Raw genomic sequence first — 20,651 nt, forward strand, 5'->3', positions numbered from 1 at the left:
CCGCATACACCTCTAACCACCAGGTGCCATGCGGTTGCCAAAACAGAGAAAGGAGCCGGATAAAGCATATCCGGCAGTGCTGATGATAAAAACAACCACAGTCAAAGTCGGTGAGCAGCCGACCGGCGTTCCGATGGAAGTGCCGGTGATCAAAATTCAGGGTCAGGGCAACGGCCCGCGAGTTTATATCCAGGCCAATATCCATGGCGCTGAAGTGCAGGGAAACGCCGTCATTTACCAGCTGTTGGAATTTTTCCGCCAGTATCCGCCCCAAGGGGATGTGGTTATGGTACCCCAGGCTAACCCTCTGGGCATTAATCAAAAAAGTGGCGAATTTACCCTTGGCCGTTTCGATCCGGTTACAGGCACCAACTGGAATCGCCAGTATCATTTCGACAGCAGCCTGCTTGAGCCGTTCAGCCAGCAATATCTTGATGCCGATGAAGCCGTGATCCGTGATGCGTTTCGCGAAAGGCTGAGGGAGCAATTCTATGAACGCCAGAGCTCACCGTGGGGCCTGACCTGTGGCCAACATTTAGCCATGAACTTACAGGAAATGGCCATGGAAGCAGATATTGTTCTTGATCTGCATACCGGGCCTATCTCGGCCCGCCATCTTTATGTGCCTGAATATGCCCGCGAGCGGGCCCGCCACTTTAATATTCCGCTAAATATTCTTATCCCAAGCGACTTTGACGGCGCACTGGATGAAGCCAGTTTTAGCCCCTGGTGGCAGTTAAGCCAGCAATTTGCCAAACATGGCCGCAAACTGCCGGTAATGGTAGATGCCTTTACCCTGGAATTGGGATCGCAAGAGCTGCTGGATGTTAACGCTGCCGAACGTGATGCGCTGGGGATTTGCAATTACCTGCAGCATCAGGGCATGTGGCCAGACAAACCTTTTAATTGTGATCCTATCTCGCTTTACGCCTGTGATCTCAGTGACTATAAAGCCTATCACAGTCCGGCTGGTGGTCAGGTCGAATATCAAGCTCTGCTTAATCAGCCACTTGCAGCCGGCAAGCCGCTAGCAACACTTTGGCACTTTAATACCCTCGGTAGCGAGTCTTGCCTGAGCCGTGAACTTACCCTGCCCTGTGACAGCATTCCCGTCTTGCACTTTGCCTCAGCAAGCGTGCAGCAAGGAACAGAGCTGTATAAGGTTCTGACCAATACATTTATGCTTTAGATCTGACTTAGTATCTGAGTATTCAAGTATCATTAACTGAATCTGGCGGTGCTCTTTAAAGGTTTTATGATGTATTGCATGCCAGGTACAAAATGTATGGCCCGCCTTGTTATCGCAATTTATCAATGCAATAACAAGTCGGGCCATCTGATTAAATCCGTTACAACCCTCTCATTTGAATGCGGCGTAAGAACTCGGTCATGACTCGATCATAGAGCAGATCGCCTAAGAAGGCGTCTTCAACATGATGATCGATGCTTGGATTATCGTTCACTTCAATCACATAGACCTTGCCATCGATCTCTTTTAAATCGACGCCGTAGATACCGGAGCCAATCAAGTTAGCCGCTTTCAGCGCGACATCCACAACATTTTTTGGAACTTGCTTGAGATCTAAGGTTTCAAAGCCCCCCGAGGAAACACGGCCGCTGCTGTGATGCTGATAAATCTGCCAGTGACCTCGGCTCATGAGATATTTACAGCCATAAATCGCCTGGCGATTCATCACCCCAATCCGCCAATCAAAGTCAGTCGGCATATAGGCCTGGGCCAAAATCAGCGAACTTTTTTCAAAGAGCGCAGACGCCTCACGCTCTAAGCTGGCTTCGTCACTCACTTTGACCACGCCGCGAGAAAATGCACCATCAGGAATTTTGAGCACCAAAGGCAGTTCAAGATCTTCAAGCAAAGCTTGCTTCCAATTGGAGTCGAAGCTACGCAAAATCACGCTCTTGGGTGCGGGTACGTTGTTGCGTTGTAGCAGCTCGGTCAAAAATACCTTATTGGTACACTTCATAATAGATTCCGAGTCATCCATTACCACCAGCCCAAGCTTTTCTGCTGCTTTAGCAAATCGATAGGTGAAGTTACTAATGTTGGTCGTGGCGCGAATGAATAGACCATCGAACTCACCCAAGCGGGATAAGTCATCTTGAGTAATGGTTTGCAAATTCATACCCAATCGATTGGCCGCTCGACGAAACAACTTCAGCGCGGCGGGATCGGATGGGGGCATTTTTTCATCCGGATCGACCAACATCGCAATGTCGTAACGATATTTTTTCTCTGGCTTAGGCATTCGCCAAACTTTGTTCGAAAACAGCTCAAGAGATTCGGCGAAGAAATCTTGCTCTGGATCCGTTAGATCTTGGAATGGAAAAGGCTGAACCGAAATCAACTGCCACTGCTTTGCGCGTTTTTTTAGCACCACTTCCAGCACAGGTACCATAAACTGTTCAAAGAGGCGTCTTGCTACTTTGTCCAGCCCCGGAGTAGACGTTCGACCAAAATAGATCTTACTGTGGATCTCATCTTGATGAGCAAAATTTTTATCCAGCTCTGAGTGGTGCAGTGAGATGAAAAACGGCTGGTTGATGTCGTTGATAGCCACAACGCGCGGAATCACACGGTGGCCCCGCGCTTCGGCCATCAATGAACAGTAATAGCCGTTGCTCATGTAGCCATAGTCACGACACAAGTTGACAACTTGCAGATTGCGATGTGTTTCTTTCCAGTCTGGTTGCAGATAAGCGTCGACTGTAATTATTTGTTTACTTGGAAAATATTGCCGCCAGTCACTGGTTTGGTCGGTAACAATCAGAATGTTTGCCATTTATTTTTTCCCAACTATAGCATTAGAAGACTTTCTACTATTTAATCTCGTTGCAACCGTCAATCGTGTAAGGATTTTGTATGGAATTTCGCTTAGCGGAATTGGCCGATCTCAGTGCTCTTAACTCGCTAGAACAACAGCTATTTGACGGCGATAAAATATCGCCCCGTCAAATGAAGCGTTTTCTTCAGTCACCTCATTGCATGGTGTTTGTCGCCGTTTCTGACGCTGAGCTGGTAGGATATGCCTTACTGTTATTCCATCAAGGGACACTGCTATCACGATTATATTCGATTGCCGTTAAACCTGATTTCAGAGGGCAAAAAATCGCACAAAGTTTGCTTGAGCTTTGTGAAGAGTCGGCCCTTAATCAAGGCTCTACTACATTACGACTAGAAGTGCGTGATGACAATATCCCGGCAAAAAAATTGTATCAGCGCCTCGGTTATAAGAAGTTGAAAGTACTGATTCATTACTACGATGATTTGGCCGATGGTATTCGGATGCAAAAGCGTTTAACCCCGACGGAGCCAAAAACCTTACTTCCTATGCCGCTGTATATTCAAACCACGCCATTTACCTGTGGTTCGGCGTGCTTATTGATGAGTTTTGCGACGCTCTCTCCACAGCAGGAACTATCTCGCACGTTAGAGCTACAATTGTGGCGCGAGGCGACAACTATTTATATGGCAGCAGGACATGGTGGCTGTAGCGGCCATGGCTTGGCACTGGCAGCGAAACGTCGGGGTTATCATGTTGAGTTATGGACTCAATCGCAGTCTACACCGTTTATCGATAGTGTACGGGACAAGAACAAAAAAGAGGTTATAGAGCTTGTTCATCAAGATTTTTGCCAACAGATTGACGTTGAGCAAGTTCCGATGATTGATGCACCGCCGAGTACAGCGATGCTTGAGGAGTGGATTCGCCAGGGGGCATGTGTATTGCTGCTGATTAGCACTTATCGATTCAATGGAAGCAAAGAGCCGCACTGGATTGTGCTTAGCGGGATGAGTGACAGGTTCTTTTTTTTCCACGACCCCCACGCTGATACACCAGCTGATGCGGCATCGTCAGCGTATATTCCGGTGAGTAAGCTCAGCTTGTCGCAAATTCTCGGATTCGGTAAACAGAAACATACCGCTTGTGTAATGATTCGCCGAAGATAAAAACTTCCCGAAAAAAAACGCTTTACTTTTTTCTGGCCATTCGACCATACATTACGAATAAGATACAAAATAAAAAAACCTGGCTTTCTATCTTGGAAAGCAACAGGTTTTGCCCCCTTGTGTCCGGCCATCCCACCATCAGTCATATGCTTCTGATTTACTACCATTAACCCTACTTCCAGAATCCTGCTCATGCGCTGTTCTGAAGTGAGTCCGTGTTCAACATATAGGGATATTGTGATCGGATTAAACCAGGTCATTTAATCCTAAGATATTGGGCAGTTTCTCTGAAAAACATAATTTTCCCACTAAGGTTTTAATACTCCTTAGATTTAGATTAAAACAAACAATTAATGTCCTTGATAAAACCGTCTATCACGGTGCAATACTCGTCTATATTTTCAGGGTAGAGACAGGCGGATATATGTAGTACGCACGACATAAAACCAACGTAAAAAGGAGTTTTAGATGAGCAAAGACAAAAGTACCGCTTCGGGTCAATGCCCTGTAATGCACGGTGGTAACACTTTCACGGGAGGGGGCGGCACAAAAAACATGGATTGGTGGCCTAACCAACTGAACCTAAAAATTCTTCACCAAAACGACAGCAAATCGAACCCTATGGGTGAAAACTTCAACTATAAAAAAGAATTTAAAAAACTCGCTCTTAAAGACGTTAAAAAAGACATTGAATATGTCATGACCGATTCTAAAGACTGGTGGCCAGCAGACTACGGTCATTATGGCCCTTTAATGATTCGCATGGCATGGCACGCTGCGGGTACCTATCGTACCGGTGATGGCCGTGGCGGTGCTTCTACCGGTAACCAGCGTTTTGCACCACTAAACAGCTGGCCAGATAACACTAACCTCGACAAAGCACGTCGTCTGTTGTGGCCAGTCAAGCAAAAATATGGCAACAAACTCTCTTGGGCTGACTTATTTATTCTTTCTGGTAACGTGGCTCTCGAATCCATGGGTTTCAAAACCTTTGGCTTTGGTGGCGGGCGTGAAGACATTTGGGAACCAGAAGAAGATATCTACTGGGGTGCAGAAGATGAATGGTTGGGTAACAAACGTTACAGTGGTGAACGTGATCTTGATGCCCCTCTTGCTGCAGTACAAATGGGGCTGATTTACGTCAACCCGGAAGGCCCAGACGGCAACCCAGATCCTGTTGCGTCAGGTAAAGACGTTCGTGAAACCTTTGCGCGAATGGCAATGAACGACTATGAGACGGTTGCACTGACTGCCGGAGGACACACCTTTGGTAAATGCCACGGTGCCGGTGATGCTGCTCATGTTGGTCCTGAGCCAGAAGCGACTCCGCTGGAAGAGATGGGCCTGGGGTGGAACAGCAGCTACGGTAGTGGTAAGGGCCGTGACGCGATTACCAGTGGTCTCGAAGGCCCATGGACGCCAAGCCCAACCAAATGGGACAACAGTTATTTTGACATGCTGTTAGGCTACGATTGGGAGCTAACGAAAAGTCCGGCCGGTGCCTACCAATGGGCGCCTAAGAACCTTGCTGAAAACAATCACGCGCCAGATCCGGAAGACGCCTCCAGGCGGGTCGGGATCATGATGACCACCGCTGACATGTCAATGCGCGAAGACCCGGAATATCGCAAAATCTCTGAACACTTCCACAACAATCCTGAAGAGTTCGCAGGTGCATTTGCGCGAGCATGGTTCAAACTGACTCACCGCGACATGGGACCTAAATCCCGTTATCTTGGCCCAGATGTACCGGCTGAGGACTTAATTTGGCAAGACCCGATACCGTCGGTTGATCATGACCTCGTGGATACCAACGACGTAGCAGAATTGAAAAAAATTATCATGCGTTCGGGTCTGAGTGTTTCCGAACTGGTCTATACGGCTTGGTCTTCTGCCTCAACGTTCCGCGGTTCGGATTGCCGCGGAGGTGCCAATGGAGCACGTATCCGCCTAGCACCTCAAAAAGACTGGGAGGTTAACCAGCCTGATCAGTTGCAAAAAGTGCTGAGTACTTTTGAAGGTATCCAGAAAGACTTCAATTCCTCTCAGTCAGGCAATAAAGCGATTTCTCTTGCGGACCTGATTGTGCTTGGTGGTTCTGCCGCGATTGAGCAAGCGGCAAAAGACGCCGGATTTAACATCGACGTACCTTTTTCTCCGGGCAGGACCGATGCAACTGACGAGCAAACCGACGCTCAATCTTTCAATGTACTCGAACCCGCCGCTGACGGTTTCCGTAATTATATGAAGAAAGCGTTCACTGTATCTCCTGAAGCGATGTTGATTGACCGTGCGCAACTACTGACACTGACAGCTCCAGAGATGACGGTACTCATAGGCGGTATGCGGGCGCTGAATACGAACTTCGGTCAGTCGCAATACGGCGTCTTGACGGACAAACCCGGAACACTTACCAACGACGTCTTCGTGAATATCCTTGATATGGGCACGGAATGGAAACCTACGTCAGATGACGCACAGAAGTTCGAAGGTCGAGATCGTAAGACCGGTACCCTGATGTGGACAGCCACACGCGTTGACCTGATCTTTGGCTCTAACTCGCAGTTGCGCGCCCTTGCCGAAGTGTATGGTAGTGACGATGCGAAAGAGAAGTTCGTCAACGATTTTGTAAAAGCCTGGACAAAAGTGATGAACGCTGACCGCTTCGACCTGAAGTAGTTGCGGATTTCGAACGGGCGCCTGCACACATAGCGCCCGTTTATTTATTATCAAGACTTACAATTAATGACCAAAGCGCGTAACTTCAAAACTATTGAGCAGACGGTGAACCAGGTAACAAATAAATAATGTTGCAGCGGCGGCAAGCAGTACACTGCTAACGCGATAAAGTGCGCTGAAGATCAAATCATTTCCCGGTGCAAGGTTCTGCCCGAAGAGTATTCCAAGAGTAGTCAGTGCACCGAACGCCACGCCCGAGCCGCCGCCCTCTTTGGCATGGGCATAGCTAAACAGCATCAAGCCTATCCAAAATAAGGGAATAACTAATAACAGTTGCCCTGACCAATTGTATAAAAACAACTGACCGGCCAAACCAAGCGTTACTCCCAGTACTGTACCCATGGCACGTTTTCTTGCATAAGACAGAACACCGTTCCAATGCATAGGAAATAAGAGCAAAACGGTTGTTGCCTGGGCTGACAGGGAGTCACTGAGATCGAAAACCTGAAACACAAGAAACGATAAGGTTGCAATGGATGCCCCCATCAGTGCTTCATGGCGCATTCGGTGTGACTGCTTGGGCTGCGCAGAATGTCCGGCCCTTGCCTCGGCATCAGGGATCAGTGCGGTCATTAAAAACGCAATAGCCACGGACAATGCACTCCCCCCGATATTGCTGCAAATAAGTTCATTGAGGTCGGTAGTGGGATAGCTGGCAAAATGCAGCATGATACTCAGGTTCACTGCGCTATTTGCACCAAATAAGAACAGGCTGCCTTTCGACATGCAGGCGAACTTATAAACAAACAAGAAAAAGACAATGATGGTCATCAAGGCCGGATGACTGGCAAAAAAACCACCCAAAATACCAACTTCCACACCGCACAAAACGGATGAAGCCAGACACTGCCGGGCAACATGGGCATTCATTACTGGCACCATTCCCAATAGCAATATGGGAGTAACGGTAAAGAAAACACCATAATTGAGGTTAAAAAACTTACATATCGTAAAGCTCAAAGCTGCGCCCGTTGCGATCCTCAGGCATTGCCGCAGGTCATTTTCAGTTAAAGGGTGATGCCACAAATTCATCTCACTTCACCTTAATAAATGTAATGCAAAAGACTCAGAAAACGGATTTGCACTGTGGCAAGCCATGCGAAAATCCGGTTTTCTGGCAGCACCTGAACGGTTGCTCGCGCACCTGACGGTAAAGTATTCGGATAGGCTGCATCTAATGCCAGACGCATACGCATACGTTGTGCATCCCGTACCCATCGATTCGATTCCGTCGGCGTTGCAAGACTGCCGTTTGCATCAAACTGACCGGCACTGACCCCTGCATCTATGCTAGTAACATAAGCCGGATATAATTGACCGGGCTCACCGTCAAATGCCACCAAGGCACGACTACCGGCTGAAGCCGAACGTGAGCTTTTTTCGCGAAAATCAGCAATGATTTCGACCTTAGTGGAAACCAAAGCAAGCAAAGGCTTTCCCGATGTAGCATAGGCGCCGACTTCAAGCTGGAGGTTGGTGACGATACCATCTTGCTCCGCCTTAACCTGGGTATAAGATAAGTTTAATTCCGCTTGTTTAAGCTGGTTTCTGGCAACTCTAAGGTTCAAGTTATGCTCATTGAGATCACCTCGGCTTACTTGCAGCTCTTTCAATCGTGCTTTAGCGGCCAGCAATTTAGCTTGTGCTGCGGTTGCGGAGCTTTGGGCATCATCTTTTTGTTGCTGCGATACCCCTTTGCGGTTAAACAAGGCCTCGATACGCTGGGCATTACGTTGTTTTTGCTGCGCAATAATACTGTTTGCTTTTACATCGGCTTCGACGGCAGTTAATGAGGCATCCAGCTGCTCGTTAGCTTTATTGGTCTGCTCCAGGCTCAGCTTCGCTTTTTCCACCGCAAGCTGATATGGGACAGGGTCGATATAAAACAGCACATCGCCTTTACGAACCCCCTGGTTGTTCTCAACATTGAGCGCAACGATATGGCCATTGACCCTGGGGGCAACCTTAGTTACACCTCTGGCCGCCATCGCTTGCGGCGTGAGCGGCATTTCCAGGTCGGCAAGGAGGAAATATGCAAAAATCATCAGAAAAGCCATCATAGAAAGCTTGATCCAGCGATTAAACTTTTTTTCTGCTGTCATCTAATCCTCTTTTTTTCCTGCTTCTGTTTCATTTAATTTGCTGAATGCATTGTGAGCGATTCGCTCGAGAACCCTTTTAACCACAGTGAGTTCTTCATCATGGATATCGGCTAATAAGTCCTGGCGGATATGCACAATATGGTCTTCAATTTGTGTGATGACTGACCTGCCCTTATCGGTAAGGCTAACTATGCGCACCCGTTTATCTTTCTCGCAGCAACGGCGAACAATCAGGCCTTGCTCTTCTAACTGATTAAGGGTTCGCATAAGTGACGCCAATTCGATTTCAAGTGCATTGGCGAGCGCTTTCTGGCTGACATTGTCGTTCAGGCGCTGCAACTTCCATAATGCGGTCCAACGCGAGTTGGTTAATTCAAGCGGAAACAGCTCCCGATCGGCCACCGTGCGCCATAAACGGGCAACGCGTCCCAGTTGCTCTGCAAGTGACAACGTCCTCAACATCTTCATATCATCAACCATCTGCCTACCCCCTTAATTACTTAGCGTGCTAAGCAATATAGCTTAGTTAGCACGCTAAGTAAATATTTAGTGACCAATGTCTCAATTATCGTAAGCAAATGGATTACTGGTGAATCCAAGTCTAGGCTTCTGAACGATATGAATTATCATCGGCGGCTAATAATTTGAGCTTGCATCCCCGGCTCGCCTTCGCCCATGGCGAGTTTTACGCCCTATGCTCATGCTCTTTTGTGCTTTCACCATAAAAGCAGAACAATAAAAAACCCCGGCATTTCTGCCAGGGCTTATTTATTTAGGATGGCACACGAGCATCCCCATCTTCAATGGATTAGACGTGATCGTCGTGATTAACCTTGATATGCCTCTATCTCTTCTTCATCAGAAAAATCTGCGATAAATTTCTCAACATGATTGACCATCACCGGTGATCCTGCAAAGAAAGGGACCCGCTGATGAAGCTCTGTCGGCTCCATATCCAGAATCCTGTTTATTCCATCGGACGCCACGCCTCCGGCTTGTTCCATAATGAAGGCCATCGGGTTGCACTCATAGAGCAAGCGCAGCTTACCGTTCGGATGAGTCGCGGTGGCTGGATAGAGGTAAATACCACCTTTAAGCAGGTTGCGGTGAAAATCGGACACCAGAGAACCAATATAACGAGAGACATAAGGGCGGTTTTCTTCCGGCACATATTCCTGGCAGTATTTAATGTACTTTTTCACACCCAGTGGGAAACGAATATAATTGCCTTCGTTGATTGAGTAGATCTTGCCATCTTCAGGGATCCGCATATCTTCATGTGAAAGGCAGAACACGCCCAGTGATGGATCATAAGTAAAGCTATGAACACCGTTCCCTGTTGTGTAAACCAGCATGGTCGATGAACCATAAATGACATAACCCGCAGCAACCTGATGTTTACCAGCCTGAAGGAAGTCTTCTTCTGTTGCTGGCGTACCAACCGGTGTTACTCGGCGATAAATGGAAAAGATGGTGCCAACGGAAACGTTTACGTCGATATTCGAAGAACCATCCAATGGATCCATTAAAACGACGTATTTAGCGTTACGGTTCAGCTCTTTACTAAAGACCACGGCTTCGTCATCTTCTTCACTGGCCACACCACACACTTGATCGCGGGCCTCCAGGGCTGTCTTGAACTTTTCGTTGGCATAAAGATCGAGTTTTTGCTGCTCTTCTCCCTGAACATTCTCTTCGCCGGACGCGCCTATAATATCAACCAACCCTGCTTTATTAAGTTCACGGTTTACAATCTGTGCTGCGAGTTTGATCGACCCGAGTAGCGACGAAAGCTCGCCACTTGCGTGGGGAAAGTCACTCTGCTTCTCAATAATGAACTCGCCAAGTGTTTTTATATCGGACATTTCCTATCCTTGTAATCCTGTTGTGCAGCTATATCGCTAAAAATATTCTATTAACCTCAATTGAGTATTAAGAATTTTTAAAAAAGAGGTCTGCAACATATTAGCCAAATATGAATTTTTGATATATACATAGTGCGTAATATAACTGTTTACACACGCGAACAATGTGATTTTTTATAAGCTTACATGGCTATAATATTAACAAATTTTGAAATCAGCACTCGGGAATGAATAGCTCGCATGAAATTTCACACAAGATAATTTGTCGCCAGTACGAAAATAAGAAATAAACAGAAGTAATGAGGCTGGCTATTAATGGTACGCTCTACTGCACAGGCCTGTACCATATTCACCCGTCTGAAAGCTGAAAAGGAGCTGAAAGACTAATATGCCTCCTCCCCCTCCGACAGCTGTCATGAGAAAGCAGGAGCTGCGGTTAAAGCACTTACTTTTTCACTTAACGCTAAACTACAACAGCCGTTTCGACCATTATGTTTAGCTTCGTATAACGCGTCATCCGCAACCTCCATCAGCTTGCGAGAAGAGATCTCCGAATTAGGAATAACGGTGGCCACTCCCACACTGACAGTAAGATGATTACTAGAAGGTGAAGAGCTATGAGGTTTACTCAATATCTCAATGCTTTCTATGATACGTTTTGCGACCTGCATCGCCCCCTTACTGTCTGTTTCGGGGAGTATAATGGCAAACTCTTCGCCACCAATACGAGCAAACCTATCTAATTCGCGCAGTGGAATGCTCGAAAGCGTGCGTGCAACTTCTCTGAGACAGTCATCACCAACCTGGTGGCCATAGGTATCGTTGTATGCTTTAAAATGATCGATATCTAACATGATCAAAGAGAGAGGTCTTTGGGCCCTTATTCCCCGCTTCCATTCCGCGTTAAATATCTCATCAAAACGCCGTCGATTTAACAGGCCGGTCAGACCATCGGTGGTAGACAACATCAGTAGCTGTTCATTCGTTTCCTCCAGCTGCTGTTGCAGTTCTTCGAGCTCAATAAGTTTGCGATTAAATTCCTGTGTTTTTTCTCGCAAAGCTTCTTTTTGCTGAAATAATTCGATAAATACCCCGACTTTACTTTGAAACACCATGGGAATCAGGGGTTTAAACAGATAATCGACAGCGCCCGACTCATAACCTTTGAAGACATGTGCGGACGCTTTAGAGGCCGCAGTTACAAAAATAATCGGGATATGTCTGTTTTTTTTATTTCCCCTCATCAATTCGGCAACTTCATAGCCATCCATTCCCGGCATCTGAACATCGAGAAGGATCAATGCAAATTCATGATCCAGAGTATGTGCCAACGCCTCCTCGCCCGAGTTAGCTTTGATAAGATCAATATTGAACTGCTCAAGCAATCCTTCAAGCGCTAACAGGTTTTCTGGTCTGTCATCCACAATCAATATCTTGGGAATACCCATAATTATTCTGTTTCGCAAAGTATATTTAAAAAATGACCTATTTCATTCAAAGGCAAAATATGGTCAACCTCTACTGCTTCAATGGCCGCTTTGGGCATGGCCTGCGCCTCAGCGGTTTCTGGGGACTGCACAACGACCAGCCCTCCAAGCTGCTTAATTTTGATCAGCCCGGCAGCGCCATCAGAGTTGGCGCCGGTCAAAACGATCCCGATCAGCTCATCCTGGTAAGCTTCTGCAGCCGTTTCAAACAGCACATCAATGGATGGGCGAGAAAAATTCACCCGCTCGTCTGTTGATAGCGCGATAGCCCTGTCACACTCTACCATCAAATGATAATTTGGCGGGGCAAAATAGACCACACTTCCTTCGATATGCTCTTTATCCTCCGCCTCTTTCACTTCCAACATGCAATGATTGCTGAAATGGATGGGAAGGTAATTTTCAGAGGTGGGGCTGATATGCTGAACAACCAGTACAGGCAGTGAAAATGTCGGCTTAAGAACAGGCAATATTTTTTCCAGCGCGGCTAATCCACCCGCTGAAACACCAATAACTACCGCCCGGTATTGTCTGCTCTTGCTCATCCCATCAATTCCCTACAATATACGTTTTTTGCGGTATATTTTTTCTCGCTCAGATACCACTTCAAACTGATCGGCAACATCAGAAAACCGAAGACTCTCCTTTGAACCCAGGCAGAGGAAACCGCCAGGACATAAGCTGTCACAAAACAACTGCAGTACCCGGTTCTGCAGCTCCCGGTTAAAATAAATCAATACGTTTCGACAGAAAATGATGTTCATCTCTCCGAACACACCATCGGTTACCAAATTATGAGGCGAAAATAACATCTTATCTTTGAGAAAACCCTTCATTACCACATTGTCATAATCGGCAGCATAGTAGTCTGAGAAAGAGCGGGTACCGCCAGACTGCTGGTAATTGGCTGTGTACTCTCGCACGAGATCCATCGGGTAGATGCCTAGCTTTGCCTTTTCAAGGATCCGCTCATTAAAATCGGTGGCATAGATCTGAACTCTATCCTTTACACCCTCTTCTTCCAACAGGATCCCCATCGAGTAGACTTCCTGGCCAGATGAACAGCCCGCGTGCCACACTTTGATAAAGGGATACGTTTTAAGATGAGGCACTACGGTGTCGCGAACCCGCAGGTAAAACCAGGGATCCCTGAACATCTCAGTGACATTGATGGAAAGATCAAGCAGCACCTTATTAAAAAATGGCTCCTCACGGATCACCCTATGCTGCATCTCCGAGAAGCTTCTCAACCCCTCATGTGCGCGCCTGTGTTCAAGCCTGCGCTTGGTGTGTGCAAACGCATAATTCCTGAAATCATAACCATATTTACGAAATATGGCTTCTAACAGCAGCTGGATCTCCAACTGCTCATCTGAAATAGTTACTGTATTAGACATTAGTACAACCACACCCTCAGCATGGATAGGAGTTTGTCGGTATTCACAGGCTTAGCTAAATAGTCGCTGGCACCCGCCTCGATGCATTTACTGCGATCACCTTTCATCGCCTTGGCCGTTAAAGCAATAATGGGCAACTTCGCGAACTCCCGCTGTTTACGGATCTCACGCATCGCTTCATAACCATCCATCTTGGGCATCATTATGTCCATCAGGACGCCATCAATATTGGTTTCCTCTTTAAGTTTATCGAGGCACTCAAGTCCATTTCTGGCAATAACGACCTCCATACCCTTCTCTTCCAGCACGCTGGATAGCGCAAACACATTGCGCATATCGTCATCTACCAACAACATTGTTTTTCCGCTCAAAACGGCTTCCTTATCATGGATCATCTTGAGCATACCGCGTTGCTCTTCCGGCAGGTTAGCTTCTACCCGATGCAGGAACAGCGCTGACTCATCGAGCAGCCGCTCCGGCGATTTCACGCCTTTGATGATGATACTTTCTGCATAGCGATTGAGCTCTTTCTCCTCATCTCGCGTCAAGTCGCGACCGGTATAGATGATAATCGGCACCCGGGCTGCGGTTTCGCTTTTGCGAATGCACTCCAGAAGTTCAAACCCGGACATATCACCAAGCCCCAGATCCAGCACCATGCAGTCATAACTGCTGTCTTCCAGCTCATGTAACGCTTCTTTACCTGTGCCTACTGCGGTAATGCTGACATCTCCGTCGCCAATCAGCGCCTTGATACTTTCACGCTGTACGTCATCATCCTCCACCACTAGCAGTCGACTCACCGGCTTAGAGATAATATCTTCGATTTTACCGAATGCCTTTTCCATTTTATTCACATCGACAGGCTTGGTCAGATAACCGATGGCTCCCATTCGCATGGCATCCAGCGTACTGTCATTGGCAGACATGAAATGCACCGGAATATGCCTCAGTTCTGAGTTGTCCTTAAGGCGCTCCATCACCGTCCAGCCATCGATGCCAGGCAAGCCAATATCGAGAATAATGGCACTGGGCTTATAGTAATCGGCAAAGTGCAGACCCGTTTCACCGTCTTCAGCGACGATACACTTAAAGCCCCGCTCCCGGCCAAAGTCGCGCATAATCTTGGCAAAGGCACGATCATCTTCAATGATTAGCAGGCTCTTATTTTCAGCCGTTACCGCCTTGCGATCATCATCAATGTACTCGCTATCTGTGGGCGGTACCTGCAATGGTTGCACGGGCTGTGCAAGTATCAACGAGTTCGAAATATGTGGCTCAGTTTTAATTTCTGGCCCTGCCGCTTTAGGTAATTTTACCGGCTTAATTTCAGGTGTGGTATCAGCTGTAATTCCTGTGTTGGCCAGTATTTCATCGCTATGGGCTTCTTTGCCTTCATGCTCAAGAGGCAGCACAATGGTAAAGGTACTTCCCTGCCCTTCTTCACTCTCCAGGTAGATAGAGCCACCCAATAGATGAGTCAGCTCTTTAGTGATAGAAAGTCCGAGCCCAGTACCGCCGTAATTGCGGCTGGTGCTGCCATCGGCCTGCTGGAACGCTTGGAAAATCGCTACTTGGTTCTCTTTCGCAATCCCTATCCCATCATCTTTAACCGCAAACACGATCAGAGACTCAGGTTCAGCATTTAGCTGTTTACACATCTGAGGATCAGGCCTAGAAATCGCCAACTCCACGGCCCCCTCATGAGTAAATTTAAAGGCATTCGTCAGGAGGTTGCGTAAGATCTGCTGCATGCGCTGCGAGTCAGTGCGCAAAGACTTCGGCGCATCATCAGCAATATTCAGCTCAAACGCGACCCCTTTCTCGTTGGCAATATCCTTATAGATACGATTAAGGTCGGTGATCAGGCCATCAATACCCACCTCTTCAATAAAGAGGTCAACCTTGCCGGCCTCAATCTTAGACAGATCCAGGATTTCATTAATCAACGAGAGGAGGTCTGAACCGGAGGAGTTAATTGCATTAGCAGACTCAATCTGTTTGTCTGTCAGGTTACCGCCTTTGTTGTTAGCAAACAGCTGGGAAAGAATAAGAATGCTATTTAAGGGGGTTCTCAGCTCATGAGACATATTGGCAAGAAACTCGGATTTATATTTACTCGCCACTTCAACCTCGCGAGCCTTTTCTTTTACCACTTCTTGTGCCTGAACCAACTTTTCATTTTTTAGCAGTATTTCCCCTTTTTGCTCTTCTAGCGCCTTGGTGCGCTCTTCCAACTCTTCGTTGGTGACTCGCAGCTCTTCCTGCTGCGCTTGCAATTCTGACTCAGATTCCTTAAGCACTTGCGCCTGCTCTTCAAGCTCCTCATTGCTCACGCGAAGCTCTTCCTGCTGGGTTTGAAGTATCTCTTCCGATTTCTTGAGCGCTATCGCTTGCTCTTCCAGCTCTTCATTGGCCACCCGCAGCTCTTCCTGTTGCTTCTGAGCATGTTCAAGTAGTTCGCGGATCACCTGGCGATTGTTGGCTGCATTAAACAAAATACCGGCATTGAGGATCACTTGTTTCACAAAGCGCCGGTGCAGCTTGGTGAATTGTTCTGATGTGCCGAGTAGTACAGCACCGATCAGCTTGTCGTCTAAGGTAATAGGGATCGCCATGAAGTTGTGCGGAACCACCTCTCCGGCACCGTAATTAATGGCAGGTGCATTATCAATGATATCGGTAAAAGTGATTATTTCATTTTCAAGTGCGGCCTGTCCGACCATGCCTTCACCCAACTTAATACGGTTGAAGTTCCCTTTACGGTCGGTGAACGCGTAACTCGCCTGAAGCTCAAGAACATCCTCATTAACAAGATATAAAGCACCCAGCTGGGCCCCCATATGTTTGCTAAAAAAGGTGATAAATCGAGTTGCAAGATCAGTCGTTTCCAAATCACCGCGTAACTGATCGTCCAATGTTTCTTTACCCGATTTAAGCCAATCCTGATCCTGGAGATTGCTCGCCATATTGTTTAATGCCAGAGCCAAATCACCAAGCTCATCTTTGCGATCCAGTTCCAGGCTTGATGCCAGTTCACCTTTGGCGATCGCTTGGGCAAAGTGCATCCCTTCAATTAAAGGTCGCGTGGTGGCCCGGGAAAGAAATGAAGCGGCAATAACAATCAGCATCAACAGCAAGCCACCGACAATTGCCAGTGTCTGGTAGATCATATATATCGGTTGGGTCACCTCATTCTCATTAATTTTAGAGATCAGATACCAATCAACACCCGGTGCAAGGACCTTGTTATAGGCCACCTGAACAGGGACACCAGCACTATCAATATAGGTATCAAAACCTCCGACCACTCCTTTTTCGGCCGCATCGAGCCAATAATCAAGTGGCAGGGGCAAAGAATAGCCAACCACATGCCGTCCGTTGCCCATCGTCTGCATGTTACTACGAAACTCGTATAAGCCCGTCTTCTCATTTGCGCCTATCAGGTAAGACTCACCCGTCTGTCCCATTCCGATACGAGAATCCACGATACGGGTAATAAGCTCCGGCGACAGTTGCAGAGCCAGTACACCACTCAACTGTCCGTGCTCATCAGAGATTGGCTGTGCAAGAAACGCCGTTTCATTGCCGGCAGAAGGCTCAAAGGCGTCAAAATCGGTAAAAACCACCTTGCCGGTCGAGATCACCTCGCGCCACGCCTTGGCCAGTCCGCTGTTTCGGTATTGGCCATTCACCAAATTACTTCCCTGAATATCGCTGCTAGAGAGGGAGAACATGACATGACCGTGATCAGCATCAAGGATATAGAGATCGCTGTAGCCATAAGCTTCAACATAATTCTCGAAATGGGGAAGAAAACGCCCGATGAGCTGAGCATAGCCGTCAGATTGAACATCTATCGTGGTAGTTGTTTCCGTATCAATCTCTTTCTCATGCTGATTTAATCGCTGCGATAGCTCAATGACACGTTCAGAGTCAGCCAGAACTTCAATATCTGCCAAGCGCTGATTAAAAAAGTCCTCAATAATCCCCTTTCGGATCGACTGAATCGTGATCAGCCCATCAAACGACTCTTCAATCAGGGCTTCAGTGGCAAGTCGACTGCTGAAATAAACCGCTATCATCATAGGGATAACACCCGTGATAACCAGCAGCCCCACCAGCTTGGGGCGAATACGTAAATCGGCAAAGCGAATCATTGTTACTCCAAAATCTAAAAAGCAGCCCATGCGCTCAGATACACGCTTTAATCTATCAGGGAAATCTTGGGTGACAATGAGTTCAACCAGAGTGTTCGAATAGAGGCCTTATAAGTCGCGGGGATATTTTTTCACAAACTTATCAACAAAATCAATAACTGCTCTGTAAGAGTTCGACCCAGATAAGTGGTTGGATCAATTGAAATACGATTAAATCACCAAGGGAGCCCCCCAAGGTCAAGATCTTCACTTAATGCCAACCATTAATAACGAAGCACATAGCTGCCAAATTTTATGGACGAATGGTTTTCTACCTTCCGGTGCCGAAAATGGCTAGTCTGGTGCATTAGAAAGGTTACACTACCCTTGTCGTATAACTTGAGCAGTAACCTGTTTTATGACGATTGCCGATTTTTTCACTGACAGTAACGCAATGCGAACGGGCACGTAAATCACAAACGTTTTACAGAGTAGATGGGTTACCACTTTTCATTGCTGGAATTCACAATCATGATTGTTTATACACAATATCAAAGCCCGATAGGGCTACTCACTATCCAGGCGAATGACCATGGTTTACTTGGCGTTTGGTTTCAAACCCAGACAACCCAGCCAGACACTCTGGGAAAGCTCGATAGTGAACATCCCGTACTGAAGCAAGCGGTATCTGAATTCCAGGAATATTTTGCCGGAACACGCCAGATATTTAAGGTGCCTCTCGCCGCAACAGGGACCGAATTTCAGCAGAAAGTCTGGCAGGCTCTTACCACGATTCCATTCGGCACGACCTGGAGTTACCAAGATTTGGCAAATGTGATTGGTAATCCGAAAGCCGTACGAGCGGTCGGCCTTGCAAACGGTAAAAATCCGATTTCGATCATTGTGCCCTGCCATCGGGTTATCGGGAAAAATGGCAAACTCACCGGCTATGCCGGCGGTATTGAACGTAAAGAGAGGCTACTCAAACATGAAGGGGCTCTTCTGGTTTAGTGTCAGCGATTTTTTGAGCCACCAACCCTAGCACCTAAATACCAAGAAGAAGATTGAAACGATCAAAGTCCGTCATCCCGGAATTGAGGAACGAAATATCCGGGATCCAGTTCTAACCGTGTACTCCTTAGATTCCGTATAAGTTCGTGCCTCACTTTACGGAATGACGAAGCTATCAGATTAACGATTAGTTATTACCGTTTAATTCGAAGTACGGTACTTCTCTAAGATCTCACCCAATGACTGCGATGCATCAGAGAGTTCCTGAATACCTGCCACTGACGTTTTTGTTGAAGATAGCAGTACGCTCGACTGAGTGCGGATTTCATTCAGATCAGATGTAATATCATTAACCACCGCGGTCTGCTGCTCAGCGGCAGACGCAATCTGAGTACTCATGTCCATCACGGACTTAGCCGATTCGGCAATATCATTCACGTCATTGCCGATTTCAGTGATCATTACCCGGCTCTTATTGGCTTGCTCTAATGTTTCGGCGGTAATTTGCGAAATACCATGCGTTTCAGCCTGAAGATTATCAATCATAGCGCGGATCTCAACGGTTGCCTGTTGAGTGCGTCCTGCGAGAGTACGCACTTCATCTGCGACAACAGCAAAACCGCGTCCTTGCTCCCCGGCCCTGGCAGCTTCAATCGCAGCATTCAGAGCCAGAAGGTTAGTCTGCTCAGAGATCGCATTAATGGTCGTGATCACGTTATTTATTTCTGTTGCTTTCTCATTAAGACTCATGACAGATGCCGAAGCTGCATCGGTGTGCTCAGACAATTTGGTCACCACCATGATGGCATCCTGAACTCTCTCGTTGCTATTAAAGACCTTCGCAGTTTCTTTTTCGGATTGCTGCGCCGCTTGTAAGCCATAACCTGCGATCTCTTTCGCCGTTGCTGACATTTCTTCCATTGCTGTCGCTACAGAATCAACCGAGGCATATTGTTGATTCACCCGCTGTTCTGAATCGCGAGCATCTTGTTCAAACGTTGTCGCGGTTTTATACAAGGTTATAGAGCTGACCTTAACCGTATCGACTAATTCACTGATGGTATCCATCGAACGATCAAGTTCGTGGCCTATGACACCAAACTCGTCACGTCCGATATGAAAACCAAGACGGGAAGTCAGATCGCCACTGGCAATGCGGCGAGTCGCCTGATGCATAACCCACAGTGCACCAATTAAATAGGTTGCAACCCAATAGAATAAAAGCCCTATTGGAGCAAGGGGCAACAGTGAAAGTAAAAATTGAGTGAGGGCCTGTTCTTTCGCATCAGCGTTATTTACAAAAAGCGTTAGCACTGCATGACGCCCGTTATAAGGCATCGAAACAGTAATTTCACTGTCGGTTCCGGAAGTTTCTACAGAATATGTAACCAGTTTGATTTTCTGGCTATCAAGCACTTTTTGGATCTCTTTCTCGTTTAGCGTTACGGATTGAAGTACATTAACAGCAGACTCTAGTTTGGCTTGCGCCTGAAGACGGTTCGATGCATCAATTTGCTTAATGGTTGAGTAATAATGGCTACCTGAAAAGCCAACTAAAGCCGCAGATATAACAATAAACAAAACCCAGAATTTGTCATTGATGTTCATTTTAATAAACAGTCGATCTATTGCCCTAAACTCAACTTCTCTCATTGTGATCCCTCTGATAAAACAAATATTGCGGATATCATGCGCTCAGGCATTTCCGACTATGATCGCATAAATATGCAACCCAAATAAGCATTACATTACAATTAAGCAATGCTGATCACGCATTACCACTAATAACCCCCATTCCAAGCAGAATTAGGCGATCACAAAAAAATTATAAAACACCGTCCTTATGGCAAATGCTGCAGGCGCAGCTGCCCCGGCTTAGCTAGCAAAACATATCGCATTATATGACCAAGAAAGTCTCAGTAATCCTGAAAAAATGCCTGT

At 46.9% G+C, this 20,651-nt stretch carries 14 protein-coding genes; 4 read left to right on the forward strand and 10 right to left on the reverse strand.

The window, feature by feature from the left end; genetic code table 11:
• Nucleotides 1-82 precede the first annotated feature (82 nt).
• The gene (locus C9I89_RS00170; protein ID WP_107281818.1) at nt 83-1,189 is read left to right on the forward strand and encodes a succinylglutamate desuccinylase/aspartoacylase family protein; all 1,107 of its coding nucleotides are present in this window, start codon (nt 83-85) and stop codon (nt 1,187-1,189) included.
• A 160-nt stretch (nt 1,190-1,349) separates the two neighbouring features.
• Here C9I89_RS00170 and C9I89_RS00175 read toward each other — a convergent pair whose 3' ends face one another.
• Nucleotides 1,350-2,801, reverse strand: a complete 1,452-nt coding sequence (locus C9I89_RS00175) for a RimK family protein (RefSeq protein WP_107281339.1) — start codon at nt 2,799-2,801, stop codon at nt 1,350-1,352.
• A gap of 80 nt (nt 2,802-2,881) precedes the next feature.
• Between C9I89_RS00175 and C9I89_RS00180 the strand changes: the two genes are divergently transcribed.
• Together C9I89_RS00180 and katG are read left to right on the forward strand one after the other, a co-directional pair.
• Complete coding sequence (locus C9I89_RS00180) at nt 2,882-3,970, forward strand: GNAT family N-acetyltransferase/peptidase C39 family protein (protein ID WP_107281340.1); 1,089 nt, start codon at nt 2,882-2,884, stop codon at nt 3,968-3,970.
• A 468-nt stretch (nt 3,971-4,438) separates the two neighbouring features.
• Nucleotides 4,439-6,649 carry a catalase/peroxidase HPI gene (gene katG / locus C9I89_RS00185; RefSeq protein ID WP_107281341.1) on the forward strand — a complete coding sequence of 737 codons (2,211 nt, stop codon included), beginning with the start codon at nt 4,439-4,441 and terminating at the stop codon, nt 6,647-6,649.
• A 63-nt stretch (nt 6,650-6,712) separates the two neighbouring features.
• Here katG and C9I89_RS00190 read toward each other — a convergent pair whose 3' ends face one another.
• The 8 genes from C9I89_RS00190 to C9I89_RS00225 all read right to left on the reverse strand — a co-directional run bounded on the left by C9I89_RS00190 (nt 6,713) and on the right by C9I89_RS00225 (nt 17,720).
• Nucleotides 6,713-7,741: a DUF2955 domain-containing protein gene (locus C9I89_RS00190; protein WP_107281342.1), complete on the reverse strand. Its 1,029-nt coding sequence runs from the start codon at nt 7,739-7,741 to the stop codon at nt 6,713-6,715.
• Between the two features lie 11 nt (nt 7,742-7,752).
• Complete coding sequence (locus C9I89_RS00195; RefSeq protein WP_107281343.1) at nt 7,753-8,811, reverse strand: HlyD family secretion protein; 1,059 nt, start codon at nt 8,809-8,811, stop codon at nt 7,753-7,755.
• On the reverse strand, nt 8,812-9,291 hold the full coding sequence (slyA, locus tag C9I89_RS00200) for a transcriptional regulator SlyA (protein ID WP_107281344.1): 480 nt from the start codon (nt 9,289-9,291) through the stop codon (nt 8,812-8,814). It lies immediately after the preceding gene.
• A gap of 347 nt (nt 9,292-9,638) precedes the next feature.
• Nucleotides 9,639-10,676, reverse strand: a complete 1,038-nt coding sequence (gene fbp, locus C9I89_RS00205; protein WP_107281345.1) for a class 1 fructose-bisphosphatase — start codon at nt 10,674-10,676, stop codon at nt 9,639-9,641.
• Nucleotides 10,677-11,089: 413 nt separating this feature from the next.
• Nucleotides 11,090-12,124, reverse strand: coding sequence for a GGDEF domain-containing response regulator (locus C9I89_RS00210; RefSeq protein WP_107281346.1), 1,035 nt, complete (start codon nt 12,122-12,124; stop codon nt 11,090-11,092).
• A 2-nt stretch (nt 12,125-12,126) separates the two neighbouring features.
• Nucleotides 12,127-12,708, reverse strand: coding sequence for a chemotaxis protein CheB (locus tag C9I89_RS00215; RefSeq protein WP_107281347.1), 582 nt, complete (start codon nt 12,706-12,708; stop codon nt 12,127-12,129).
• 12 nt (nt 12,709-12,720) lie between these two features.
• A complete protein-coding gene (locus C9I89_RS00220) occupies nt 12,721-13,560 on the reverse strand; it encodes a CheR family methyltransferase (RefSeq protein WP_107281348.1) in 840 nt (279 codons plus the stop codon).
• Complete coding sequence (locus tag C9I89_RS00225) at nt 13,560-17,720, reverse strand: response regulator (protein WP_107281349.1); 4,161 nt, start codon at nt 17,718-17,720, stop codon at nt 13,560-13,562. Before C9I89_RS00225 ends, C9I89_RS00220 begins: the two co-directional genes overlap by 1 nt.
• A gap of 510 nt (nt 17,721-18,230) precedes the next feature.
• Here C9I89_RS00225 and C9I89_RS00230 point away from each other — a divergent pair.
• On the forward strand, nt 18,231-18,710 hold the full coding sequence (locus tag C9I89_RS00230) for a methylated-DNA--[protein]-cysteine S-methyltransferase (protein ID WP_211315187.1): 480 nt from the start codon (nt 18,231-18,233) through the stop codon (nt 18,708-18,710).
• A 201-nt stretch (nt 18,711-18,911) separates the two neighbouring features.
• On the opposite strand, the gene C9I89_RS00235 is transcribed toward C9I89_RS00230, so the two are convergent.
• The gene (locus tag C9I89_RS00235; RefSeq protein WP_107281350.1) at nt 18,912-20,363 is read right to left on the reverse strand and encodes a methyl-accepting chemotaxis protein; all 1,452 of its coding nucleotides are present in this window, start codon (nt 20,361-20,363) and stop codon (nt 18,912-18,914) included.
• Between the last annotated feature and the right edge of the window lie 288 nt (nt 20,364-20,651).

The organism is Photobacterium lipolyticum, from assembly GCF_003026475.1.
In the GTDB taxonomy this organism is placed as follows: domain Bacteria; phylum Pseudomonadota; class Gammaproteobacteria; order Enterobacterales; family Vibrionaceae; genus Photobacterium; species Photobacterium lipolyticum.